Below are 24,648 nucleotides of genomic sequence, written 5' to 3'. Positions count from 1 at the left end.
TAAAGTCATATTTTGATATGTCTATATACTTAGATCTGTTTAACTTTTGTTAAACTATTAGGGATTCCAAAGGGGATTATCCCCTTTGGCCGCCGGAGGCGAAAGCAGACCGTCAAAAGCGCGAAGCGCAACAAATGGGAATCTGCCGGACGCAACAGACATGGAGAATAAAAGTGTCTCAAATCACAATTGAAGAAGAGCTTAAGAAATCATACCTTGAGTATTCCTTGAGCGTTATCATAGGGCGAGCCATCCCTGACGTAAGGGACGGTCTGAAGCCCGTGCACAGGCGCATCATGTACGCCATGCACGAACTTGGAAACACCTACAACCGGGCATACAAGAAATCGGCACGTGTTGTCGGTGACGTTATCGGTAAATACCACCCGCACGGTGACTCGGCTGTTTACGATGCATTGGTGCGTATGGCTCAGGAATTTTCCATGCGCGATCCGCTTGTGGACGGGCAGGGAAACTTCGGTTCCATCGACGGCGACGCTGCTGCGGCCATGCGTTACACCGAAGCAAGGATGTCCAAGCTCAGTTCCGAGTTTCTGGCCGACCTAGAAAAGAACACCGTTGATTTCAGGGACAACTACGATAACTCACTGCAGGAACCTTCCGTTCTTCCGACCAAGGTTCCGAACCTGCTGCTCAACGGTACTTCCGGTATCGCGGTCGGCATGGCCACCAATATTCCGCCTCACAACCTCGGGGAACTGATCAACGGAACCGTGCATCTTCTCGATAATCCTGAATGCGAGATTGATGATCTCATGGATCATATCAAGGGCCCTGACTTCCCTACCGGCGCTCTGTGTTTCGGCGGAAGAGGGCTTCAGGAAGCCTACAGGACCGGACGCGGTTCGATTAAAATCCGCGGCGTAGTAAATATCGAGGAAAAGAAAAACGGTCGTCAGTCCATAATCATCACCGAAATTCCCTACGCGCTGAACAAGTCCAGCCTGGTAGAAAAAATTGCTCAGCTGGTCGGCGAAGGAAAGATAGAAGGTGTTTCGGACCTGCGCGATGAATCGGACCGCAAAGGAATACGCATTGTAATCGACCTCAAGAAAGGGTCCATTCCTGATATCATCATAAACGCCCTGTACAAGTTTACTCAGCTTGAAACCAGTTTCGGCATCAACATGATGGCCGTTTCCGGTAACAGACCCATGCTGATGAATCTGAAACAGGTGCTGAGTGCTTTTCTGGAGCACAGACGGGAAGTCATTATCAGGCGTACCCGTTTCGACCTCGACAAATGCGAGAAACGCGCGCACATCCTCGAAGGATTGCGTATAGCTCTCGACAACATCGATGAAGTTGTAAGGCTGATCAGGGCATCAAGAACTGGTGAGGAAGCCAGGGAAGCACTGATGGACCGTTTTGAACTCTCAAGGGTTCAGGCGCAGGCCATCCTGGATATGAGGTTGCAGCGTCTTACCAACCTTGAGCACGAAAAACTTCTTGAAGAATACGCCGAGATTCTCAAAAAGATAGAATACTTCAAATCCATTCTTGCCAACGATGATGTCCTTAAAGGCGTTATCCGCGATGAGCTGGTTGAAATTAGAGAAGGTTACGCCACTGCGCGTAAAACCGTACTCATGGATCAGAACCCCGATGAAATCGACATTGAAGATCTCATTCCGGACGATGACGCGGTCATTACCCTGTCCAGACGCGGGTACATCAAGCGCACGCCGCTTTCCAACTACCAGAAGCAGAAACGCGGCGGTAAAGGCATAGCAGGTGTTCAGACCAAGGATGGAGATTTTATCCACACCTTCCTGACAACCTCAAACCACCAGTACCTGCTCCTGTTCACATCCAAGGGCAAGATGTTCAAAATAAAGGTCCATCAGGTACCTGAATCAAGCCGCATAGCCCGCGGGGCTCACATAGCCAACCTGCTTCCTCTTGAAAAGGATGAAACAGTGGCAACAGCCATGACCATGCGTGAGTTCGGTGAAGAATGCTTCTTCCTCTTCGTCACCAAGTGCGGAATGATAAAGAGATCGAGCATTGCGCTTTACCGCAACTGCCGTCAGTCCGGCATAAGGGCCGTAGCCCTCAGGGATGGTGATGAGCTTATCACTGTCAAGGAGGTCGAGGCTGATTCCGAAGCAGTACTTGTAACCAGGGACGGAACATCAATCCGGTTCAGTTGTCAGGATGCAAGGCCGATGGGCCGTGTGGCCAGCGGCGTGAAAGGGATAGCTCTCAAGCCCGGAGACGAGGTTGTTTCCGGAGTTGTTACCGGTGATCCTGAACGGATGCAGTTGCTGACAGTTTCTCAGGGCGGATACGGCAAGCGTACCGATCTTGAGCAGCATCGTTTACAGACCCGCGGCGGAAAGGGAATAATAACCATGAGAGTAACCAACAAGACCGGAAAGGTTCTGGGAGCTATCATGGTTTCACCTGATGACGAGGTTGTTCTGCTCACTTCAGGGAACAAGATTATCCGCATGGGTGTAAAAGACGTCTCGCTGGTAGGCCGTGCGACACAGGGTGTAAGGCTTGTGCGCATGGATGACGGTGACAGCGTAGTCGGCTTTGATCTTGTTCAGGAAGGAAATGATGAAAACGACTCCGATCAGGAGTTGGACGGTGAAGAAACCGCATCATGAAAAGATGTCTGATTTTAATTCTCGCATTCCTGCTCCTGATGGTGCAGGGATGCGAGAAGCCTGACTCCGGTGTTTCTGAGGTAATAGAAAAGGCCAGGATGAATTTTATCTCCGGGTATTATTCCGATTCGGAAAAAGGTTTTGAAAGATATCTTCAGGACAATCCGCAGGGAGAATCCAGGCTTGAGGCCTGGAATTATCTTGTAAAAATAGCATCAGAGGTACGGCATGACAGTGAACGCGGGGCAGCGATCCTTGAGGCCATGTACCTTGAATTCGGCCATAGGAAGGACCTCGCAGCTAAACTTAAACGTCAGCTGGCGGAAATGTATATCCGCAGCGGTGATTACAAGAAGGCTGTTGAAGCACTTGAAAAAAGTCTGGAGTTTTCCGGGCAGCCGCAGGAGGATATTGATTCCACCCGTTTCATGCTGGCCGAGACATTCCGAAAGCTGCGCAATTACGATCTTGCAATATACACCTACAGCGACATAGCTTCCGGTCAGGCGGATATTAAAACCAAAGCCAGAGCTCTTTATGAAATGGCTCATACCTTAACGCTTATCCAGGCCTGGGAGCGGGCTGAATCCGAACTTGGAAAATTAATCAGGATGGATGGCGTTCCGGAAGACATCCGTTCAGAATCAGTCTTCATGCTGGCCGATATTTATGAAAACAGGCACGAGTACCGGGAGGCCGAAAAGCTGCTTGAAAGCATTGTGGATACATATCCGAATCCATATGCAGTGCGGTTCAAACTAGATTACCTCAAGAAAAAGGAATGAGCAGTCTATTCGGCGAAATCATAGACAGTATAGCTGCTCATCAGTTCCAGCATGATATATCCGCTTACCCTGTTACGTATGCATGCGACAGCATCGCCGATGATCCTGAGCTTGGCTTCCGTTTCGTGAAGCTGGGCTTTTTTGCGCTCCCTGACTATCTGTTCGGCATAGCGGATTTCCATTCCTGAAAGAGCGGTCTGCAGACCTCGGCGCAGGTAGTGATCTTCCGGTGTACCTGCGAATTTAAGCATTTCATCAGTCCCGAGTTCATCGTGAATATGTTTCAGCTTGCACAGACTCATGGCCACATCTTCAGGTGGAAGGCTTACTTTTAATGCCGGATACAGAAGAAGTCTGCTGTGCCTGGACAATCTGTCCAGCATTTCAATGTCGTCCGGAAAATTTTCTGCAAGGTCTGCGGCCAGTGTGCGTAATCCTCTTTTCCTTATCAGGGCCATCAGGAACGACTCACTCATATCCAGTCGTTTTTTACAGTCCTCATAGGCTTCTTTTTGCAGTTCGGACGTTTTTTCCGCAAGCATGGCATCATTCAGGTCATCAATAGAGCAGGAGAATATTTTGGAACTGTAGCTGTCCTCCAGCCTGTCCAGAATAATATTTTCCATTTGTACCCTTTTACCGAAAAGAGATTTTATGCCCTTTGCGGCAAGATCCCACCACGAGATAATGTCGTGCAGGTCCATGTGATGCATGTTGAAATTAGGCAGGGCATCGGTAACGGAATGCAGTTCGTCAGCGAGGTCGAAAAAAGAATTATCAAGCACAACTTCAGGAATTTTTATGATTCCGTTGTCCTTGAGCTCCTGAACACGGTCCAGCAGCATTTCGCAGGTTCTCTCAAATGAGGCAGGGCATGGTTCCGGAGAATTTTTTTTATATTGTCCGGCGAGTTGCAATATATTTGCTGCCCGGACGGCATTAAGATTGCGCAGTATAATATCCCGTGAAGGAGCGGAAAGAAGGAATAAGATCCTTGCCGTATCTATATTGCTGAATTCGCGGCTGAAAATTTCCTGCAGACAGTAGTCCGGCAGGACAGACAGGGACTCAAGCTTGTAAAGTCCGTTAAGGTTGTTGATTTCAGCCACTGTTTTTCTCCTCAAAGCCCCCGGAGCAGTGACCGGGGGCAGAGCTGCTTACTGGTTGGAGTGAGCTTCCTTTATTCTGGCGGAGAGATATTCTTTCGGTTCCGCATCATCGGCATCGAAGCAGTGGCCGTCCTCTCCGAGCAGTCCTTCGGGAACGAGGTCACCCAGTTCATCTGGGTCTGTTATGCAGTCTCCGAAAAAGCAGACCGAAAGCCAGCGGTTGGCCGGATCATCGTCAATTACGTCCACCATCACGAAAAGCGGCCATTTGGTCTGAGAAGTCTTTACTCCCCGCATGGAGTAGGTAACTCCGGGGCGGGCATGGAATTCTATTTTTGTATCTTCAAGAGATTCCAGCAATTCCTTGAATTCAATGAAGACGTTTTTAACCCCGGCAGGATCCTGGTCCCATTCGGAAATAAATTTGGCAAGTTCCATAACAAAACTCCTTGGTATTTTTTAAAATCATCGGCCTTGAAAATAAATGCCGCTTGTTGAAAACGGCATATTCAGATTATTATTTTGCGACATTCATACTCTTATGTCAGGATATGGGCAATCAGGATTTGACATTGGCAATCAATCCAATGTAGGAAAACCCTATTCGTAACGGTAAACATAAATTTCTGGATACAGGTTGATGAAGTCAGCACAGGATATATTCACCGAGTACCTTTCTCGGCAGAGACTGAAAATGACCCCCCAGCGCAGGACAATTCTGGACGTGTTCCTTGCTGAAGAGGGTCATGTATCCTCGGAAGAACTGTATAATCTCATCCGGAAGGAAGACTCGTCCATTGGACAGGCTACCGTTTACCGCACCCTGAAACTTCTTGCCGAATCAGGCATTGCCAAAGCTGTTGATTTCAACGACGGCGTAATCCGCTATGAACATAAGTACGGTCATGAGCATCATGACCACCTTGTCTGCGAGCGCTGCGGAAAGACCATCGAAGCCGTTGATCATGAGATCGAACATCTGCAGGAAGAGCTCGCGAAGAAGCACGGATTTGTTCTTCTTCATCACGAAATGTACCTCTTCGGCGTTTGCAGGGAGTGCCAGGGAAAAAGCGAATAAATACGCAGAAATTTCCTTCACACATACATAAAAGCGCCGCCTGAACTCAGACGGCGCTTTTTTTGATTCGAGGAATTTTTATAGGCAATCATCCGGAAGTTGTTTCCGGTTTACATCAACTTTGCAACAAGGCTAACTTGAGCCGTCCGAGACAGAGGATTGTATGATCAAGCCAGACTTTGATAAAATGAAAGGTCTCATACCTGCCATTGCGCAGGATGCCGAAACAGGTGAAGTCCTGATGATGGCATACATGAATGAGGAAGCATGGAATAAAACGCTTGAAACAGGTGAAGCCCATTACTGGAGCAGAAGCCGCAACACTCTCTGGCACAAGGGCGGTACATCTGGCCATGTACAGATGATCAGATCCATAAGGATCGACTGTGACGATGACACCCTGGTTCTGCTCATTGAGCAGATAGGCGGTGCCGCCTGCCACAAAGGCTACAGAAGCTGTTTCTATCGTGAACTCAAGGAAGGCGAAGTAGTTGAATGTTCGCCCATGGTTTTTGATCCCAAGGAGGTATACAAATAATGTCCAATAAACTTAAAATCGGTCTGCCTAAAGGTTCCCTGCAGGATGCCACAATCAAATTGTTCGCCAAATCCGGGTGGAAGATCAATCTGCACCACAGAAACTATTTTCCCGATGTAAACGACGATGAACTGAATATTTCCATGTGCCGTGCACAGGAAATGTCGGTGTACGTTGCTGACGGTGTCCTTGACGTAGGTATGACAGGTAAGGACTGGATTCTTGAAAACAACTCCGATGTCGTGGAAGTTTCAAGCCTTGTATACTCCAAGGTTTCCAACCGTCCTGCACGCTGGGTTCTGGCTGTCGGCGGAGATTCTCCCTTTATGAAGCCGGAAGATCTGGCCGGAAAGAAAATCGCCACCGAACTGGTCGGCTGCACCAAGCGTTATTTCGAGGAAAAGGGCATTGATGTTGAAGTGTTCTATTCCTGGGGAGCTACCGAGGCAAAGGTTGTGGAAGGTTTGTGTGATGCCATTGTCGAAGTTACCGAGACCGGCACCACCATCAAGGCTCACGGCCTGCGCATCATTGATGAGGTAATGCAGACAAACACCAGGCTTATAGCCAACAAGGATGCCTGGAACGATCCCTGGAAACGCAAGAAGATCGAAAACATCAACCTTCTGCTGCAGGGAGCGCTTCGCGCCGAGAAAATGGTCGGGCTCAAAATGAACATGCCCAGAAAGGCCCTTGATGAAGCAATGAAGGTCATGCCCAGCCTTAACTCTCCCACCGTGTCTTCACTTTCCGATACTGAATGGGTTTCTGTTGAAATCATGGTCGAGGAAATTGCAGTGCGTGAGCTTATCCCCCAGCTCATAGACATGGGGGCGGAAGGTATCATCGAATACCCCCTCAACAAGGTGATTTAACTTCCGGCCGAATATCGGCACCGTAGAAATAATTTAAGCCGTGCAGTCCGGGTATAGTTCCGGGGTGCACGGCTTTTTATTGGTGTTAGGCTATGTTTTTCAGCGCCCACAGGTAATGTTCCCTGTTTCCTGCAGAATACGTGGTGTGTTTTTCTACTTTGAAACCGAATTTTTCAGTTGCGGCAGAATCCGGCGGAAGATCGTTGGACAGTATGATCACCCTGCCCCCTTTGCCGAGCATCGGGATTACAAACGGCAGGAGTTCCTTCCAGGGCATGAAGGCCTTGCTTATGATCAGATCGGCCGGGAGTTCGGCCTGTGGTATTTTTTCCGCTCGGCCCTGAAATACATCTGTTCCAGGAAGTTTTATGGAGCGCAGTACTGTGCGCATGAAAATTGATCTTTTCTGTCTGGATTCCACTAGAAGGTAGCTTCCGTTCTGCCAGACGCAGCGCAGCGGTATTCCGGGAAGGCCTGCTCCTGCTCCAAGGTCCAGTGTACGGGGTGATTCAGGCAAATCCAGTGTCTTAAGAAAATCAGCCAGATAGAGGCTGTCCGTAATCAGGGAATGGAAAATTTCCTCCCAGCCGGAAGGACCGACCAGATTCATGGATTTATTCCATTTAATCAGCAGGTTCAGGTAGTCAGCAAGTGCTGTTGCCTGTCCTTCAGCTTCCATGAAACGTTCATCAAGACTTGTGTCGGGTTTCAGTTCTCTTCCGGCTTGTACTGCTTCTTTTATTATCTGTTCGCTGCTTACTGAATAGGCCATAAATCCATCCCTCCATCCGGTTTCGGGCAGATTGCACGCAAAGGTCTTATTTGGCAACTGCGGACTTGCGCAGCACGGACCTGGCAGACACAAGCACGGCAAGGACACAAAGGCATGAAAGCGCTATCAGCGAGAAATGCATGACCTTCAGGTATGCTGTCGACGATTCTGCTGATATGGGGGCATTACCCATGATTGTGGAAAGGAAAACAGCAATGATCACCATGCTTGTAACCATTCCTATGGTCCTCAGTCCTCCTGAAACAGAAGAAGCAAAGCCGAATCTGGAAGGAGGTACGCTGCCCATGAGTATCATCATGTTGGGAGATGAAAACAGGGAAAACCCTATGCCCTGAATTACAAACATGGTGTAAAGATAGCTTATTTCCGTCTGAGCCGTGACAACTACGCCCATGATTGTTCCGACCGTGCAGAATATCATACCCAGCAGTGCCAGCAGTCTCGGAGAAATCTTGTCGGCGAGTTTTCCGCACGGCGGTGAGAGCAGCGATTGAATGATCGGCTGCACAACAAGCACAAGACCTGCTTCATGCGGCGTAAGGCCCTTCACTGTCTGCAGGTAAAGGCTGAACAGAAAAACCATGCCGAAGGTTCCGGCGTAGTTAATGTACTGTACAAGGGAAGCATCCGAGAAATCCTGCCTTTCCTTGAAAAGGGTCAGTTCAACCAACGGGTATTCGACCCTGTTCTGCATCAGAATGAAGATTATGAATCCGGCAACGCCTCCTATCAGGAGCATGGGGCCGAACCATCCTGAATTGAGACTTGTTCCGCCGAAAACAATTCCGGCGACGGATAAGGCAACAACAATACTTCCGGCAAGATCGAATTTTTCTTCCGAAGTCCTGAATTTTCCATTCAGATTCAGGTGCGCGACAAGGTATGAGATACCGAGCGGGATCATGCCCAGCCAGTACAGCCAGCGCCATCCGAGGTGAGAGGTAACCAGCCCTCCGGCGTATGGTCCTATTGAGAGACCGACGTACACGGCGGCAACAGCAAGCCCCATGGCCCGACCGCGTTCTTCTCTGGGGATGGAATCTGTAAGGAGGGCCATGTTGGTTGCAATGCACATTGCACCGGATATGCCCTGAGCCATACGCAGCAGGATGACGGTGTTGATTGAATGTGCATATCCGATCAGAAAAGTGAAGATGGTGAAAAGGAGAGTGCCGAGCCTGAACATGGGCTGTCTGCCATGCATGTCTGCCAGTCTTCCAAGAGGCAGCAGAAGAGCCGCAACGCTTCCGATGTAGATAGATTCAACGAGACTGAGGTCCAGTCCGCTGGCTCCGAGATCATGGCCCATTACCGGCAGTGTTATCCCTACTGCGGAAAACATGAACGGCATAGTAAACTGGGTTATGGCCACGGTCAGTATAACGGCTCTTTTTTTTGCGTCATTCATTAATAATTACCATATATTAATTGCATTTGGTTACAAAAAGTAAAAATGTGTAAGAGGTACGGTTTCCAGAGGACGGATTGATTGTATGGCATCCAAAACAGAATATATCAGATCAAAGAATCCGGTTTCACACGTTGCATTCGTCTTGTCGGTTGGGATTCTTTTCAATCATACTTTTCCAACTCCCTCAATAGTCATAAAGTATGATTTCTTGCTTACGGTCTGCAAAAGCTGTATTCGGGTGAAAAATCAGGAGTACGCGCTTGACATATCCGGAGCCCAAGGGGAGCAGGGTTGCAGCTTATGCTGCGAATCTCCTTAAAATAATCATAGCTGTGGGCATAGTCTACTGGCTGGTTGTTTCCAAGAGCATCCGTCTTGAATATCTTTATGTATCACATGAGAATATTTACCTTTTAATCTATTCAATACTGGTAATTGCTGTTGCAGTTAATTTATCCGCCCTGCGGATAGGCATCCTTCTGCGTGGTGCAGGTATAGGACTTGGTTTTCATAAATGCTTGAAGATTAACATAATAATGTATTTTTTTTCCCAATGCGTTTTGGGAGCTGCAAGCGGAGATGTTGCCCGTTTTTTCTATATAATGCGTGAAACCGGGCACAAGGCCGAGGCCGGCGCGGCCGTGCTTATTGACCGCATTATCGGGCTCATGGGGCTGTTTATGCTGGCAGGTCTGGGAATGGTTCTGAACTGGCAGCTTGTGGAAGCTGCCGAGCGGCTCAGGATAATAGCTACCCCATTGCTGGCTATCCTTTGTTTTATCTGGCTTGTTTTTTTACTAGGCTTTCTGGCTCTGGTCAAAGGCAGGATAACAGCTCTTGTCGTCGGTTGCGGAATATCAGGCTGTCTGCTGCTTTTATGCAGCTTCAGTTCTTCGGCCTATGTTGCTTCTGAAATAGGTCCTGCTCTGTTTGCTGCTTCCACAGCAGCACTGATCGCTCCAATCGTATCTCCGGAATTCGCTCCGGAAGGTTTTATCTATCGCAGGGTTCTGGGAAGGAGCAGATTGGGTTCAAAAATAGCAGACCTGACAGCGGCTGTATTCGTATACAGAAATTCATTTCCAGCTCTTGGAATTACCATTATTTTTACTGCGGCTCAGCACCTGCTTATGATTTATTCCCTGTATCTTTTTTCGCAGGTTCTGAATCTGCCTGCTGTTCCTGATTTCGGGCAGGTCTTTTTTGCCGGTCCACCGGCATTTCTGGCCGGGATAATTCCCGCTCCGGCAGCCGGACTTGGAGTTAACGAGGCTGCCTTCGATGTCATGCTTGAGCTTATTTCAAACGGGGTCATCACCGCAGGTGCTTCGATTTATCTGATGCAGCGCATCTGGCTTACCGTTCTCAGTCTTGGTGGTTTACCGTTTATTTTCAAGTTAAAAGGTAAAACTGTTGAGCCGGAATAAAATATATGCTCAACTGTATCTATAACTGTGTTTTCTAAAAAATATGCATTATCCGGTCTGCAGGTTATAATATGGCGAAAGTTCTGGTTATAGATGATGATTCTTTTTTAGGGGAACTTCTGGTTTCCATTGCCGAAGACTTGGGGCACAGCGGTGAAACAGCGCTTACCTTAAAGAAAGGTCTGGACATGGCCCGTAAGGAATCGTTTGACGTTGTTTTCCTTGACGTTGTCCTGCCGGACGGAAACGGTCTCAATGCCCTGCCGGAACTGCACCAGATGAGCAATGCGCCTGAGGTGGTCATCATAACAGGGCTCGGTGATACTAAAGGAGCGGAACTGGCCATAAATTCCGGAGCCTGGGATTATATTGCCAAGCCGGCCAGCGCCGAAGACTACATCCTCCACATGCAGAGGGTGCTGAAGTACCGGGTCGAAAAGCAGGCTTCCAGCCCGAATCTTGGTCATCATAATATCGTAGGGCGTTCAAATTCGATAATGCGCTGCCTTGAACAGGCATCAAAGGCGGCGGAAAGCCATGTCGGCGTTCTTATACTTGGTGAAACAGGGACGGGAAAGGAACTGTTTGCCAGAGTTGTGCACGACAACAGTACCAGGCGCAAGGGTCCTTTCGTAATCGTCGACTGTGCCTCCATCCCTGAAAATCTTGTTGAATCCATCCTTTTCGGCCATGAGCGCGGTGCTTTTACCAGTGCGGACAGGTTTCAGGAAGGACTGATAGCCAAGGCTGACGGCGGTACATTGTTTCTGGATGAAGTGGGTGAGCTGCCTCTTGCATTGCAGAAAGCCTTTTTGAGGGTTCTGCAGGAGCATACATACCGTCCGGTAGGCGGTAATGAGGAACTGCAAAGTGATTTCCGTCTGGTTGCCGCCACAAACCGCGATCTTGATGCGCTTGTTCAAAGCGGCAGATTCCGACAGGATCTTCTTTACAGGCTGCAGGCCTTTACCATAGAGCTTCCACCGCTCAGGCAGCGCGGCAACGACCTGCGGAGACTTTCGCGCTATTATCTGAACAAGCTTGCGGCTGACTTCAACATTACTCCTATTCCTATTTCCGATGAATTCATGGATGCTTTGAAAGCATACTCCTGGCCCGGAAATGTCCGCGAACTTTTCAACGTCCTTGAACAGGTGTTCACAGCCAATACCGAGGCCGGGGAACTGCTCCCCATTCATCTTCCGGTAAAGGTAAGGGTGGCGGCAGCTCAGGCATCCGTATTACCCAAGGTTGAAACCGGAAAGACCCTGACGCTGATTCACGGTAACAAGTCCAGAAAGAGTAAGCCCTGCCTTAGTACAGAAATTCCGGCCGTAAATATGGAAAATGATTTTCCTCTGCTCAAGGACTATCGGGAGCAGGCATTGGATCAGGCTGAAAAATTATATCTTGAAAGTCTCATCATGCACTGCAAGGCTAATATGGGTGAGGCCGCGAAAACAGCAGGTCTTTCAATGTCACGCCTTTATGCACTGCTCAAAAAGCATGGTATCAGGAAAAAATATATACCCGGTTAAAAACTGCAAGGTTTTTTGCTTTTTCGTACAAGGCTATTTCCTTTACTCCGCCAAAAGGCATTCAATAGACGTGATTTGATGCGCTTCGCGTTTTTAATAATTTTATTTTGCCGCTGGCGGCCAAAGGGGATAATCCCCTTTGGAAACCCTAATAGGTTAAGGTTGTTCCTTTGAGAGTAATTACTTTGATCAAAAGTTTTGCTGAACTGAGGAAATAGCCATATTTTTGTAAACATTCATAAGTTGCAATTGCGAGGCTTATACAGTTATATTTTCACAATGATTTAATTCCAACCTTTGAATTTTCAAGGAAAGCAATGGATAATCTGCCAAGTCTCAATCAATTCGGGGAACAGCTTGATCTGCTCAAGAAATTTCTAAGGGAAGAAAATGATGAACAGGCCGACAGCCTGGCCCAGACAATATTTGAGACTTACGCCTTTTCACGCGGAGAAAATCTGCGTCTGGAAGATGATCTTATAGCGGAGAAAAACATGCTCAGTGTATCCGATGAACGGGCGGAACACCTGGAAGTTAAACTAAGGGAAGCCGTTTCCGCATGTAATTCCGGAATTAATACCTTCCGCCGGTTCTGCGCTGCACAGCAGCATATAAACGGTCTAAAATCTGTTGCAGGCTTGCCGGAGCTTATGAGTGCTGTGGCGGCAGAACTTGATATATACAAAATTTCCGTTGTGCTTGACCGGGGGCTTTGTTCCGGTCTTCCATCCGAAGGAATTCCGACATTTTACCTGAAAGGTTGTATGCGTTATATAGACGCCACATTCGGCAATGGCGGCAGCCGGGTGTATATAGGCCCTGTTTCCAAGATGATGCGCCCGGATATCTTTTTCGGAGATCCTAAAATGTCTCAGGATATAGGTGGATCGTGTTTTTCCTGCGGTCTGACCGACAAGTATCATCCGGGAGAACTTATCGGGCTTTTTTCCATTTATGACCCGTCTGAAGACCGCTATCATCCGGATATGGGCACCGATTTTCTGGAACATTTCTGTGGATCATTCTCATCCACACTTGTTGATGTGATCAACCATCAACGCGCTGAACTGCTCCGGCAGGACGTTGAGCGCATTACAAGACATGATCTCAAGACTCCGCTCAATGCAGTGATCAATCTTCCCCACCTGCTGCTTGCCTCGGAGCAGGACAGCGGTAAAGCCGAGATGATCCGGACAATTCAGGATGCCGGCTACAAGATGCTCGGACTGCTCAACCGTTCGTACGATATCTATCTGATGGAATCCGGGACCTATATCCTGAAGCCTGAAAAGGTGGATCTTCTTGAAATGGCGGGAAAAATTCGTCTGGAATTGCTTGACCTGATTGAAAACAAGAATCTTGTTTTTGAAATTTCAGTGAATGGAAATGTTCCGTCCGGTGCGGATATTTTCACGGTAATGGGTGAGGAACTGCTTCTTTTTTCCATGCTGGCAAATCTTGTGCGGAACAGCGTGGAAGCTGCTCCGAAAAAAAGCACTATCAGCATCAGACTTGATAATACTGCCGGTACCAGAGTGGAGATTCATAACCTCGGTGAAGTTCCTCCTTCCATCCGGGATAATTTTTTTGAAAAATACATCACCTGCGGAAAAAAGAGTGGAACAGGGCTCGGTACCTATTCTGCCCGTCTAATAGCCAGAACACATGGCGGTGACCTGGAAATGAACACGTCTGCCGAAGATGGAACTACACTGGTTGTAATTCTTTAATTGCAACTAATAAATTCTGGTTGTTATCGGAAGTCTGAAAATAAATTTTGATCCCTTTCCCGGCGTTGATTCAATGCTGAAACTTCCCTGATGGTTTTCGGTGATGATGAAATATGAAACCGACATGCCAAGTCCGGTGCCTGTTCCTTTCGGTTTTGTGGTGAAGAAAGGCTCAAAGACCCTTCTACGTATGGCATCATCCATTCCAGGACCATTATCCTCAACTTCGGTGACAACGTAATCATCTTCCTGACGGACCCTGATGGTTATTTTCGGGTTGGTGTTCTTTTGTTCCGCATCATGCATGGCCTGAGCGGCATTTCCAAGCAGGTTGAGAAAGACCTGCTCGATCTCAGTTGGTGAGCAGATTACGTATGGAATGTTTTTTCCGTATTCTTTAATTATTTCTATCTGCTTGAAGTCGTATTTCTTTTTAAGATCGTAGTCCTGAGCAGCAAGGGCCACGGCCTTGTCGGCAAGCTGATCAAGCATGCATGATGTCCGGTGAACATCGGTTTTTCGGCTGAAGTTGAGCATGTTTGTTATGATGTCAGCAGCTCTGGTCGCCGCTTCCCTGATCCCTTCGAGCATCTTGAAAATTCCCCTGGCCTGCATGTAGCCGTGGATTGTTTCCAGCGATGTTCCGACCCGTTCAGCTTCCTGTATGTTCTTTTTAAGACCAGGTGAAAGCCTGCGCTCAATATTCTGAGCTCCCTGAAGGATTCCGCCGAGCGGATTATTGATTTCATGAGCCATACCGGCAGCCAGCCCGCCGACCGACATCATTTTTTCCGTCTGAACCATGACCTCTTCTATGCGTACCCTTGCGGTAACATCATCCAGCCTGATTACGGCGCCCTGAAGCCCTTCGTTAATCAACGGGTAAATTGTTATGTCCTCGTAATGAACTTCCCCGTCAATCTTGCGCGGAACACGGACTTTTTCTTTTATATTGCCTTCCGCAATAACCGGACGTGACTGTTCAAGCTCTGCCGCCAGTTCCGGAAATACATCCTTGAGCATCATTCCGCTGACTTTTTCGAAACTTCGACCTGTGGCTTTGGCAGCACCGGCGTTCCACTGGTTGATTGCTCCTCCGGCATCAACACCGACAAGTATGGATGGCATGGAGTCGAGTATGTTTTTCTGGTGATTGCGCAGCCGCAGCAGTTCCTGACGGGCCTTGGCGTGATCCGAGGCCTCTACTTCCAACTGGTAGTTGATCGCGGTAAGCTCTCTGTTTCCCTGCTCCAGCGCTTGCATGAGCTTTTCCTTTTCCGCAATGCCGGACCGGATGGAATCCAGCATCTGATTGATCACCGTTCCGAGTTCCTTTGTCTCGGTTGTACCTTCCACTGGTATTTCAACTGCTGAAACGCCGCCCTCGCGTATGGCCCGTGCCCCTGCAATCAGTTTCAGGAGCGGGTGCACTATGCTGCTCGAAAGGATCGCCGCAAAAATCAGAGCCAGCGCCAGCACTCCAAGTGAAAGCAGAATAATTTTTGTCCGCAGCATCAGTCCCGGCTGCTGCAGTTCATCCTTGTAAACCGAGGAACACACATACCAGTCAAATGGTTTGAAATATTTTATATAAGCCCTTTTTCGAAATTTATATTCGCCGATGTGTCCCGGGGGTTTATCCCAGATGTATTCGTGGACTCCGTTTTCAGAGGCTGCTTTTTTTAGTTCTTCAAGCAGAAGACCGCTTGTTTCAGGGTTGATCAGTTTATTTACATCTATGTCCCTGTATACAGGATGAATAAGTACTTCGTTTTTACCTGAAAAAACGAAAACATAACCGCTGGTTCCTATCTTTATGGCCGAGAGGCTTTCCCGCAGCTCATCAAGGATTGCGGCAAACCGTTTGTCCACATCCTTGTTTATGTCATCCAGATACACCCCGGAACCGATTATCCATCCCCAATCCTTGAACAGGGATACATATGAAAGTTTGGGTTGCTCCTTTCCAAGTCCTTTGTCTGTCGGTTTCGGCCAGAGGTAATCCACATATCCGCTTCCACGGGCTTCGCAGACATCGCGAAATGCCACAAATAGATTTTTTGAAGTTCCCTGAGCGCAGTTGAATTTATCACTGTCCAGAATTTTCCCGTCCAGCTCAGGCATGGTCGGGTGCATTATCATCCGTGGAATAGGGGTAGAAGTATCGTTGACCCATATGTAGCCGATGCCGTTGTCGTACCGTATATCCTTGAGTTGCTGCAGGCTGTTTCGTTTTGCTTCGCTTTCGCTGAGTTTTCCTTCGCGGTATTTTTTATAGTTAAGTTCAACAATGCCCTGAGAAATATCTACAATATCCTTTAATTCCTTTTTGCGCAGTTCAATGGCTGCTCCGCGGAAGAAGAGCAGGCTTTGGTACTCGGTGGATATATTCAGCAGGGTGTAGTCGATAATGTCCTGGGCATGTTTGAATTCTGTTTTGAATACAGAATCGGTCACCTCGTGCTGGGCAAAAAAAGTAAGTGCGGATGTGGTCAGGATGACCAGTCCTGCGGCAAAAAGGAGGATTATCGCCCGCATTGATTTGAACATCGGTTCTCCGGCACTAAAAATGTGACAAACACAGCCCGCAGAAATGTATTTACAGCAGTAAGACCCTAACACATTAGATTAGTCCGGTAAAATAAATTGCGCAGATGGAATGTGCTGTAAAAAAAGGCAGCATCCCATGTGATCGGGATGCTGCCTTTTGCGTTTGCCAGTGCTTTTAATAAGCTTAGCGGTCTATTTACAAAGATGGTTACGAATGTTCTGTCAGGATTCGAAAATTTCCTTCTGTCCGTCAATCAGATCATTTATGACCGATGCGTCGGAAAGGGTCGAAGTATCCCCGAAGTCGTTTTCACCAACGGCAATTCGGCGCAGAATCCGGCGCATGATCTTGCCGGATCTGGTTTTCGGCAGACCTTCGGAAAACTGGATGGTTTCGGGAACGGCAATGGCCCCGATTTCCTTTGTAACCCACTCCCGCAATGATGAGCGGGTATCGTCATCCTCGTCCATTCCGGGACGCAGAGTCACATACGCATACACGGACTGTCCCTTGACTTCGTGAGGTATGCCGACCACAGCTGCTTCGGTCACATCCGGGTGGGCTATCAGGGCGGACTCAATTTCCGCCGTTCCGAGGCGGTGTCCGGAAACATTTATGACATCGTCGAGCCGACCCATGATCCAGTAAAAACCGTCTTCGTCTATTCTGGCGCCGTCACCGGTTTCATACATGCCCGGAAAACGTTCGAAGTATGTTTTTTCATAACGCGTCGGGTCATTGTGGATGGATTGCAGCATGCCCGGCCAGGGTTCGGTTATGACCAGATGACCGCCTTCGTTGACATCAGCCGGGGAGCCTTCGCTGCGCACCACCGATGCCTTTATTCCGGGAAGGGGTTTTGATGTTGAACCGGGTTTGAGCTTTCCGGTGTACGGCAGCGGGGAGATGAGAATGCCGCCGGTTTCTGTCTGCCACCAGGTATCCAGAAGCGGCAGACGCCCTTTGCCGACCTGCTCGTGAAACCACATCCATACTTCAGGATTGATCGGTTCGCCTACTGTTCCCAGTATGCGCAGGGAAGGCATTTCATGTCTTGATGTCCACTGCGTGCCTTCGCGCATAAGCGCCCTTATGGCTGTGGGGGCGGAGTAGAATACGCTTACCCCGTAGCGGGTGACGATGTTCCAGTACCTGTCCGGTCTGGGATAGGTGGGCACACCTTCATAAAGCAGGGTTGTGGCGCCGAGTGCAAGAGGTCCGTATACGGTGTAGCTGTGCCCGGTTATCCATCCGAGATCTGCCGTGCACCAGTGGACGTCATCGTCCTTGAGGTCGAAAACCCACTGCGAAGTATGCGCTGTGATGGTCATGTATCCGCCGATGGTATGGACAACGCCTTTGGGTTTTCCCGAACTTCCCGATGTGTAGAGTATGAAGAGCGGATCGTTGGACCTCAACTGGGCGGGTTTGCAGAAATCATCTATATCCTGCGCAGATATTTCCTCATGCCACCAGGTGTCCCGTCCTTCAAAAAAATCTATATCCCGCCCGGTGCGCCTGACCACGATGACCTGCTCCACGGAAGGGCATTCGAAAAGGGCTTCGTCCACATTGCGTTTTAGCGGAATTGTTTTTCCGCCGCGCAACACTCCGTCTGCGGTTATAACTATCTTGGCATCGCAGTCCAGAATGCGGTTTTGAAGGCTTATTGCCGAAAAACCGGCAAAAACAACTGAATGTACTGCCCCGATGCGGGCACAGGCGAGCATGGAAATGACCAGTTCCGGAACCATGGGCAGGTAGACGATAACGCGGTCTCCCTTGCCGACACCCATTTTTTTCAGCACATTTGCGAACCTGCATACTTTCCGGTGCAGCATGTGGTAGGTGTATACCGCAACGTCTTCTTCGGGTTCGCCCTGCCAGATCAGGGCTGCCTTGTTCTTGCGTCCGGATTCCAGGTGACGGTCAAGACAGTTGTAGGAGGCATTGATTCTGCCGCCGGAAAACCATTTATATTCTTTTTTCTGCGAATCGGTTTCCAGAACAGTGTTGAAATCGCGCTGCCAGTGCAGCAGTTCCCTGGCCCTTTCGGCCCAGAAATTTTCTGAATCTTCCGCTGCCCTGCTGCAGGCCTGCTCGTATTTTTCCTGATCAATGAAAGCCTGTCCCTGCATATGGGCAGGCGGATCGAATGTCCGCTGTTCGTCCATCAGGCTTTCAATAGTAATGTCATTCATGTCAGATGGCTCCGGCTCACCGTTTTTGAAAATATTGTGCACTTCTGCTAATCATATACTATGTTTCCAATCCATTGAACAGGGTTGGCCGACCTATTGTTTCGCGGAATTTGATTGTAAAAACAAATACGGTTCCGGTTTTGCTTGATATGATGACGATTAAGCAGATATGTTTTCCGCAGCAGGTGATTTTACCGGAAGCTTCCGGGAAAATCACTGTCCGCAAATGGTATGTGTGGCCGTGAAATCGGTCTGAAGTTCGTCCGGTCCGGTGCATTCCGGTTGGAAACCAAGGCGCTGTGCGCATCAGATTCAAAGAGGGATTCATGAGTGTCATCAATTTGGAGTATCTGTTTCAGCCGAGATCGATAGCCGTAATCGGCGCAACAAACGATCCTTCCAATGCCGGTTATATACTCATGCGCAACCTTATGGGCGGAGGGTTTCTCGGCCCGGTCATGCCTGTAAGCACCGATGCCGAAGCCATTTCCGGAGTCCTTACTTACAATGATGTGGAGGATCTGCCGAAGGTTCCTGATCTTGCCGTGATCTGCCGTCCTTTATCCGAGTGCACGCAGCTTCTGGCCAGACTGAGTGAAATTGGGGTAAAGGCCGCTGCGCTGATCGGTCCGGGATTCAGTGCCATGTCCGAGAATGAAAAAAACAAACTGCGCCGTGAACTGCTGCAGGCCGCCCGTTCCCCGCACATGAGAATACTCGGTCCGAAGAGTCTCGGTTTCATGGTCCCGACCATCAATCTCAACGCCAGTCTGGCTCCTTTGCCGGCCAAACCGGGCAAGATAGCCTTTGTGTCTCAGTCGGACAGCTTTATACCGACTGTTCTCGACTGGGCGCTGACCAATGATATCGGTTTTTCACATGTTATTTCACTTGGCAGGCGTATTGATCTTTCTTTTGCCGATGTGCTCGATTATCTCGGTTCCGATGCCCAGACGCGCTCCATACTGCTTTATATCGAGTCCATAAACGACGCCCGCGAGTTCATGTCCGCCGCCCGTGCGGCTTCGCGCAACAAGCCGGTGCTGGCCATTCGTCCGGGGCAGTCGCTTCAGCACGTTACCCACGAGCTTTCCATGCTTGATAACCCGATGGCGGCCAGGATGGATGAAGTCTATGACGTAGCCTTTCGCCGGGCGGGAATGCTCCGGGTACAGACCATAGACGGCCTTTTCGATGCCGCCCAGACTCTGGCCAGTCTGCGTCAGCCGGTACGTGGAAACCGTCTGGCGATTATCGTCAACGGCACCAGCGCCGGACTGACTGCTGCGGACGGGCTGATCAGGCGCGGCGGAAGCCTTTCCGAGATATCCGAAGAAACCGTATCAAAACTTGATGAGGTTTTCGAAGGTGAGTGGAGCAGGTCCAACCCCGTGACCATAAGCTACAATACTCCGGGACAGAAATATCTGGACGCGCTCAAGGTGCTGATCAAAGACAAGGAAGTTGACGCCGTGCTGGTGGTCCATGTGCCGTTTGCGGGAATTTCCAGTATAGATGTCGCCGAGGTTCTGGCCAAGGGCCTCAAGCGGGTCCGGCGTATGGTGCTCACATCATGGCTTGGCTCGGATATGTCCAGAAAATCGCGGCGAGTATTCTCGCAGGCCGGAATACCGACCTACGAGAGCGCGGATCAGGCGGTGCGCGCTTTCATGTACATGGCCGAATACCAGCGCAACCAGGAACTGCTTACCGAGACCCCGGATTCTCTGCCTACGGACTTCTTTCCGGACACCACCACCGCGCGTGATATCGTGCATATGGCAATTGCGGGAGGCAGGGAAAACCTTACCGAGCCGGAGGCCCGCAAGGTTCTTGCCGCCTATGGACTACCCGTTGTTGAAACCCGTGTAGCTGTTTCGGCCAGAGAGGCGGTTATAGCCGCAGACGAGATCGGATGCCCGGTGGCCCTTAAAATCAGGTCTCCGCAGATCAGCCAGCCTTATGATGTCGGCGGAGTCGTGCTCGATCTTGAAAGTCCGGAAAAAGTGTGGGAGGCCGCGGCCACCATGCTTACAAGGGTGAACCGTCAGCGTCCGGACGCCTATATCGAAGGGTTTACGGTTCAGAAAATGGGCCGTAGGCTTGGAGCTCACGAACTGTTCATATCCGCCCTTGCGGACACGACTTTCGGTCCGATCATTCATTTCGGGCATGGCGGCATGACCCGCGAGGTTGTGCGCGATCAGGCCATTGCCATGGTTCCGCTCAACATGAGTCTGGCCCGTGAACTGGTAGGCAGGACGCGTATTGCCAGACTGCTTTCCGGAACACCTACCCAGCCTCCGGCTGATATTGACGACCTCTGCCTGACTCTTATACAGGTTTCGCAGCTGTTCATTGATATTCCCCAGATTGTTCATCTGGACATCAACCCGCTCTATGTGGACGAAACAGGTGTTCTGGCTCTGGGCGCACGAATCCGGGTGGCGGAGTGCGGCAGCGACTGTCCGCAGCTGGCTATACGTCCGTACCCGCGTGAACTTGAGGAGTGCGTTGTCCTCAAGGACGGGCGGCAGGTCACCCTGCGGCCGATCCGCCCGGAAGACGAACCTGCCCATTATGAATTTCTCAGCCGGGTGTCTGATGAAGACATGCGTATGCGTTTCTTCGGGGTTGTGCGCCGGGATTTCGACCACAAGGACATGTCTCGATTCACTCAGATAAATTATGACCGGGAAATGGCTTTTATAGCTACAGCCACAGGAGACGGAGGCCGACCGGAGACCCTCGGTGTGGTCCGCACCTCCACCAGACCGGATAATTCCGAGGCCGAATTTGCCATTGTGGTCCGTTCGGACCTCAAAGGCACCGGGCTCGGTTCAATGCTTTTCCACAAGATAATCCGCTACACCAGGGAACGCGGAACTCACTGGCTGGTGGGACAGACCCTGTTTGAGAACAAGGCCATGCAGGGACTGGCCAGAAAATTCGGTTTTGAAATAAGTGAAAACTACGATGAAGATCTGGTGGATATGAAGCTGGATTGTTCCGGTGACTGATTCCGGCGGTTGTTTTCGAATTTGTGAATAGGATCCTACTTTGAATCATGATGATAATATAAGGGAGTATGTCGCTTCCCTTCTTTCCTCGCCTGTAATGGGGGATCAGGTCGCCCATCACCGGATTGTTGAAGGGCAGGAGGCCTCCTTCGGAGATCCGCGCAGAAAATTTCCGCCTTCCATAGAGAACATGCTCGGCTTAAGGGATATAGATCGGCTTTTTTCCCATCAGGCTCTGGCCGTGGATTACGCCAGAGCCGGGCGCAACGTGGTGGTTGCCACACCCACGGCAAGCGGCAAGACCCTTACATACAACATCCCCGTTCTCGAACAGGGGTTGCGCGATCCGGATTCCCACGCTCTCTATCTTTTTCCCCTCAAGGCGCTTGCTCAGGACCAGCTTAAGACATTTACCGAAATGGCCGCGTTGCTTCCGGAAAACATCCGGCCTCAGGCAGCCATATACGACGGGGACACCTCGCCTTACAGACGCAGGAAAATACGCGATACCCCTCCTTCCGTGATCATGACAAATCCGGAAATGCTGCATCTTTCCATTCTTCCGTTCCATGAAAAATGGGCACCGTTTATTGCCGGTCTGACCCATATTGTCGTGGACGAGGTCCATACCTACCGCGGGGTCATGGGCTCGCATATGGCCATGGTCTTCCGCAGGCTTCTGCGCATCTGCAATTATTACGGCGCGAATCCTTCATTTGTCTTTTCTTCTGCCACAGTGGGCAACCCTTCCGCCCTGTGCCGGGACCTGACCGGACAGGATGTAGGGGAAATAACCGAAAGCGGCGCGGCTTCGGGAAAGCGCAATTTCATATTTTTCAATCCCGTAGCTTCCCCTTACAGCGCGGTAATTCAGCTTCTTAAGGCCGCTCTCGCAAGAGATTTGCGGACCATTGTCTATACCCAGTCGCGAAAGATGACCGAGCTGATAGCCATGTGGGTCAACGAAAAGGCCGGAAAGTACAAGGACCGCATCAGCGCTTATCGGGCCGGATTTTTGCCTGAGGAACGGCGGGAAATTGAGCGAAAGATGTCTTCCGGCGAACTGCTGGCGGTGATATCCACCAGTGCCCTTGAACTGGGCATAGACATCGGTGGCCTCGACCTATGCATCATGGCAGGATATCCCGGATCGGTCATGGCCACCATGCAGCGTGGAGGCAGGGTCGGGCGCAGCAGGCAGGAATCGGCAGTCATTCTCATCGGACAGGAGGACGCCCTCGATCAGTATTTCATGCGCCACCCGGACGATTTTTTTTCCCGTCCTCCGGAAAATGCCGTGCTTAACCCCTACAACCCGGTAATCATGGAGAGGCATCTGATCTGTGCCGCATCCGAGCTTACCCTGCGCGATGACGATTTCCTGCTCAGGGATGAGCGGATAAAGGATACGGTCATGCAGTTGGTTGAAAAAGGCGTTCTGCTGCGCAACAGGCGCGGGGATGAAATATACTCCAAACGCAAGAGGCCGCATCGGGACGTTTCCCTGCGCGGTGCCGGATCGACCATGCACATTGAAGACATCTCCGGCGGTGCGGTCATCGGGACCATAGACGAGGTGCGGGCCTATTCCGAGGCCCATGAAGGCGCGGTCTATATCCACCGCGGTTCCACCTACCGGATAACCGAACTGGACCTCGCAGAGCGCAAGGTACGGGCTTCCAGGGAACGGGTCGGCTATTACACACGGGCGCGCAAAAACAAGTCCACGGAAATTCTGGAAGTTTATGCGCGCAAAAAGGTTTTCGGAACCGTGATGCGTTTCGGACGGCTCAAGGTTACCGAGCAGGTCACCGGATATGAAAAGCGCGCGGTAAAGGGCGGAAAGCTGCTGGGCATAGTTCCGCTTGATCTGCCCCCGGTTGTTTTCGAAACGCAAGGGTTGTGGATGGAGATTTCACCGGAGATAAAGCGCCGGGCCGAAGATGAATTCGTGCATTTCATGGGCGGAATACATGCCGTGGAACATGCTGCGATAGGCATACTGCCTCTTCTTGTGCTCACGGACCGCAATGACCTCGGCGGCATCTCCACACCCATGCATGAACAGATCGACGGACCGGCCGTGTTCATTTATGATGGGATGCCCGGAGGTGCGGGACTGACCATGCAGGCCTTCGAGCAGGCTCAGGAACTTCTGGAACGTACCCTTCAGGTTATCGTGGACTGCGAATGCGAGCTTGGCTGTCCCACTTGCGTGCATTCTCCGAAATGCGGTTCAGGTAACAGGCCCATAGACAAGGCGGCCGCCATATTCGTGCTTGAAAACATGATTAATGGTAAGCCGCCTGAAAAAATAGAGGATTTATCCATGGAACTGGTACCTTTCGGTGAGGAAGTGAAGACGGAAAAGAAATCCGGCCCGGAATCATTCGGGGTGCTGGACGTGGAGACCCGCCGTTCCGCTCAGGAAGTCGGCGGATGGAACAAGGCCGAGCGCATGGGCATTTCCATAGCAGTTCTCTATGATTCTGTGGCTGACGAATTCTTCCGCTATGAGCAGGAACAGATTCCTGAAATGATCGAGCGGCTGCGGAAACTGGATCTGATCATCGGGTTCAACATAGAGCGGTTCGACTACAAGGTCCTTTCAGGAGTACATGCATTCAATTACAGGTCGCTGCCTACCCTTGACCTGCTGAAAAGCGTTCATGAGCGGCTCGGCTACCGGCTGAAGCTGGATAATATCGCTCAGGCAACCCTTGATTCGGCCAAGAGCGCGGACGGGCTTCAGGCCCTTGAATGGTGGAAAGAAGGACGTCTTGACCTGATAAGCGAATACTGCACACAGGACGTGGCCGTGACCAGAGATGTATATCTTTTCGGCCGTGCAAACGGTTATGTGCTTTTCACAAACAAGGAAAAGAAGACGGTACGTCTTCCTGTAAGTTGGTAGTCTGTCTCGATTTTTTCAGATGCTCTCAGCAGAGCTCAGCCC

Annotated in this window: 16 protein-coding genes; 10 read left to right on the top strand and 6 right to left on the bottom strand. The window is 50.1% G+C overall.

The window, feature by feature from the left end:
* Positions 1-134 precede the first annotated feature (134 nt).
* Both gyrA and ACKU4E_RS13670 read left to right on the top strand, forming a co-directional pair.
* A complete protein-coding gene (gyrA, locus tag ACKU4E_RS13675) occupies positions 135-2,636 on the top strand; it encodes a DNA gyrase subunit A (RefSeq protein WP_407944114.1) in 2,502 nt (833 codons plus the stop codon).
* On the top strand, positions 2,633-3,421 hold the full coding sequence (locus ACKU4E_RS13670) for a tetratricopeptide repeat protein (RefSeq protein ID WP_320171635.1): 789 nt from the start codon (positions 2,633-2,635) through the stop codon (positions 3,419-3,421). The genes gyrA and ACKU4E_RS13670 overlap by 4 nt, the downstream gene beginning before the upstream one ends.
* A gap of 5 nt (positions 3,422-3,426) precedes the next feature.
* Here the strand turns inward: ACKU4E_RS13670 and ACKU4E_RS13665 are convergent, their stop codons facing one another.
* Complete coding sequence (locus tag ACKU4E_RS13665) at positions 3,427-4,530, bottom strand: hypothetical protein (protein WP_320171634.1); 1,104 nt, start codon at positions 4,528-4,530, stop codon at positions 3,427-3,429.
* A gap of 48 nt (positions 4,531-4,578) precedes the next feature.
* Complete coding sequence (locus ACKU4E_RS13660) at positions 4,579-4,968, bottom strand: hypothetical protein (protein WP_320171633.1); 390 nt, start codon at positions 4,966-4,968, stop codon at positions 4,579-4,581.
* Between the two features lie 202 nt (positions 4,969-5,170).
* Between ACKU4E_RS13660 and ACKU4E_RS13655 the strand changes: the two genes are divergently transcribed.
* From ACKU4E_RS13655 to hisG, 3 genes are all read left to right on the top strand, one after another.
* On the top strand, positions 5,171-5,608 hold the full coding sequence (locus tag ACKU4E_RS13655; RefSeq protein ID WP_320171632.1) for a Fur family transcriptional regulator: 438 nt from the start codon (positions 5,171-5,173) through the stop codon (positions 5,606-5,608).
* 163 nt (positions 5,609-5,771) lie between these two features.
* Positions 5,772-6,146: a phosphoribosyl-AMP cyclohydrolase gene (gene hisI / locus ACKU4E_RS13650; protein ID WP_320171631.1), complete on the top strand. Its 375-nt coding sequence runs from the start codon at positions 5,772-5,774 to the stop codon at positions 6,144-6,146.
* Positions 6,146-7,021 carry an ATP phosphoribosyltransferase gene (hisG, locus tag ACKU4E_RS13645; protein ID WP_320171630.1) on the top strand — a complete coding sequence of 292 codons (876 nt, stop codon included), beginning with the start codon at positions 6,146-6,148 and terminating at the stop codon, positions 7,019-7,021. The genes hisI and hisG overlap by 1 nt, the downstream gene beginning before the upstream one ends.
* Before the next feature lie 85 nt (positions 7,022-7,106).
* On the opposite strand, the gene rsmG is transcribed toward hisG, so the two are convergent.
* Both rsmG and ACKU4E_RS13635 read right to left on the bottom strand, forming a co-directional pair.
* Entirely contained in the window at positions 7,107-7,793 is a 687-nt protein-coding gene (rsmG, locus tag ACKU4E_RS13640) for a 16S rRNA (guanine(527)-N(7))-methyltransferase RsmG (RefSeq protein WP_320171629.1), read from the bottom strand.
* 46 nt (positions 7,794-7,839) lie between these two features.
* Positions 7,840-9,222 (bottom strand): MFS transporter, encoded by a 1,383-nt coding sequence (locus tag ACKU4E_RS13635; protein WP_320171628.1) that lies wholly within the window; start codon positions 9,220-9,222, stop codon positions 7,840-7,842.
* A gap of 263 nt (positions 9,223-9,485) precedes the next feature.
* On the opposite strand from ACKU4E_RS13635, the gene ACKU4E_RS13630 reads away from it, so the two are divergent.
* The 3 genes from ACKU4E_RS13630 to ACKU4E_RS13620 all read left to right on the top strand — a co-directional run bounded on the left by ACKU4E_RS13630 (position 9,486) and on the right by ACKU4E_RS13620 (position 13,920).
* Positions 9,486-10,652, top strand: a complete 1,167-nt coding sequence (locus ACKU4E_RS13630; protein ID WP_320171627.1) for a lysylphosphatidylglycerol synthase transmembrane domain-containing protein — start codon at positions 9,486-9,488, stop codon at positions 10,650-10,652.
* A 71-nt stretch (positions 10,653-10,723) separates the two neighbouring features.
* The gene (locus ACKU4E_RS13625; RefSeq protein ID WP_320171626.1) at positions 10,724-12,190 is read left to right on the top strand and encodes a sigma-54 dependent transcriptional regulator; all 1,467 of its coding nucleotides are present in this window, start codon (positions 10,724-10,726) and stop codon (positions 12,188-12,190) included.
* Between the two features lie 317 nt (positions 12,191-12,507).
* The gene (locus tag ACKU4E_RS13620) at positions 12,508-13,920 is read left to right on the top strand and encodes a HAMP domain-containing sensor histidine kinase (protein WP_320171625.1); all 1,413 of its coding nucleotides are present in this window, start codon (positions 12,508-12,510) and stop codon (positions 13,918-13,920) included.
* Between the two features lie 6 nt (positions 13,921-13,926).
* Here the strand turns inward: ACKU4E_RS13620 and ACKU4E_RS13615 are convergent, their stop codons facing one another.
* Positions 13,927-16,470, bottom strand: a complete 2,544-nt coding sequence (locus ACKU4E_RS13615; protein WP_320171624.1) for a cache domain-containing protein — start codon at positions 16,468-16,470, stop codon at positions 13,927-13,929.
* A 222-nt stretch (positions 16,471-16,692) separates the two neighbouring features.
* Positions 16,693-18,672: an acetate--CoA ligase gene (acs, locus tag ACKU4E_RS13610; RefSeq protein WP_320171623.1), complete on the bottom strand. Its 1,980-nt coding sequence runs from the start codon at positions 18,670-18,672 to the stop codon at positions 16,693-16,695.
* 326 nt (positions 18,673-18,998) lie between these two features.
* Between acs and ACKU4E_RS13605 the strand changes: the two genes are divergently transcribed.
* A complete protein-coding gene (locus ACKU4E_RS13605) occupies positions 18,999-21,692 on the top strand; it encodes a bifunctional acetate--CoA ligase family protein/GNAT family N-acetyltransferase (protein ID WP_320171622.1) in 2,694 nt (897 codons plus the stop codon).
* A 97-nt stretch (positions 21,693-21,789) separates the two neighbouring features.
* Positions 21,790-24,606, top strand: coding sequence for a DEAD/DEAH box helicase (locus ACKU4E_RS13600; RefSeq protein WP_320172640.1), 2,817 nt, complete (start codon positions 21,790-21,792; stop codon positions 24,604-24,606).
* Positions 24,607-24,648: the final 42 nt, after the last annotated feature.

It is taken from the genome of Maridesulfovibrio sp. (genome assembly GCF_963677005.1).
GTDB lineage: Bacteria > Desulfobacterota > Desulfovibrionia > Desulfovibrionales > Desulfovibrionaceae > Maridesulfovibrio.
This window is presented reverse-complemented; position numbering and strand designations above follow the sequence as displayed.

Bases quoted from the DNA above. Each gene is read 5' to 3' on its own strand.
- rsmG (WP_320171629.1), bottom strand. From the start codon at position 7,793: ATGGCCTATTCAGTAAGCAGCGAACAGATAATAAAAGAAGCAGTACAA.
- ACKU4E_RS13660 (WP_320171633.1), bottom strand. From the start codon at position 4,968: ATGGAACTTGCCAAATTTATTTCCGAATGGGACCAGGATCCTGCCGGG.
- hisG (WP_320171630.1), top strand. From the start codon at position 6,146: ATGTCCAATAAACTTAAAATCGGTCTGCCTAAAGGTTCCCTGCAGGAT.
- ACKU4E_RS13615 (WP_320171624.1), bottom strand. From the start codon at position 16,470: ATGTTCAAATCAATGCGGGCGATAATCCTCCTTTTTGCCGCAGGACTG.
- ACKU4E_RS13670 (WP_320171635.1), top strand. From the start codon at position 2,633: ATGAAAAGATGTCTGATTTTAATTCTCGCATTCCTGCTCCTGATGGTG.
- ACKU4E_RS13605 (WP_320171622.1), top strand. From the start codon at position 18,999: ATGAGTGTCATCAATTTGGAGTATCTGTTTCAGCCGAGATCGATAGCC.
- ACKU4E_RS13655 (WP_320171632.1), top strand. From the start codon at position 5,171: ATGAAGTCAGCACAGGATATATTCACCGAGTACCTTTCTCGGCAGAGA.
- ACKU4E_RS13625 (WP_320171626.1), top strand. From the start codon at position 10,724: ATGGCGAAAGTTCTGGTTATAGATGATGATTCTTTTTTAGGGGAACTT.
- hisI (WP_320171631.1), top strand. From the start codon at position 5,772: ATGATCAAGCCAGACTTTGATAAAATGAAAGGTCTCATACCTGCCATT.
- ACKU4E_RS13635 (WP_320171628.1), bottom strand. From the start codon at position 9,222: ATGAATGACGCAAAAAAAAGAGCCGTTATACTGACCGTGGCCATAACC.
- gyrA (WP_407944114.1), top strand. From the start codon at position 135: ATGGGAATCTGCCGGACGCAACAGACATGGAGAATAAAAGTGTCTCAA.
- acs (WP_320171623.1), bottom strand. From the start codon at position 18,672: ATGAATGACATTACTATTGAAAGCCTGATGGACGAACAGCGGACATTC.
- ACKU4E_RS13620 (WP_320171625.1), top strand. From the start codon at position 12,508: ATGGATAATCTGCCAAGTCTCAATCAATTCGGGGAACAGCTTGATCTG.
- ACKU4E_RS13600 (WP_320172640.1), top strand. From the start codon at position 21,790: ATGGGGGATCAGGTCGCCCATCACCGGATTGTTGAAGGGCAGGAGGCC.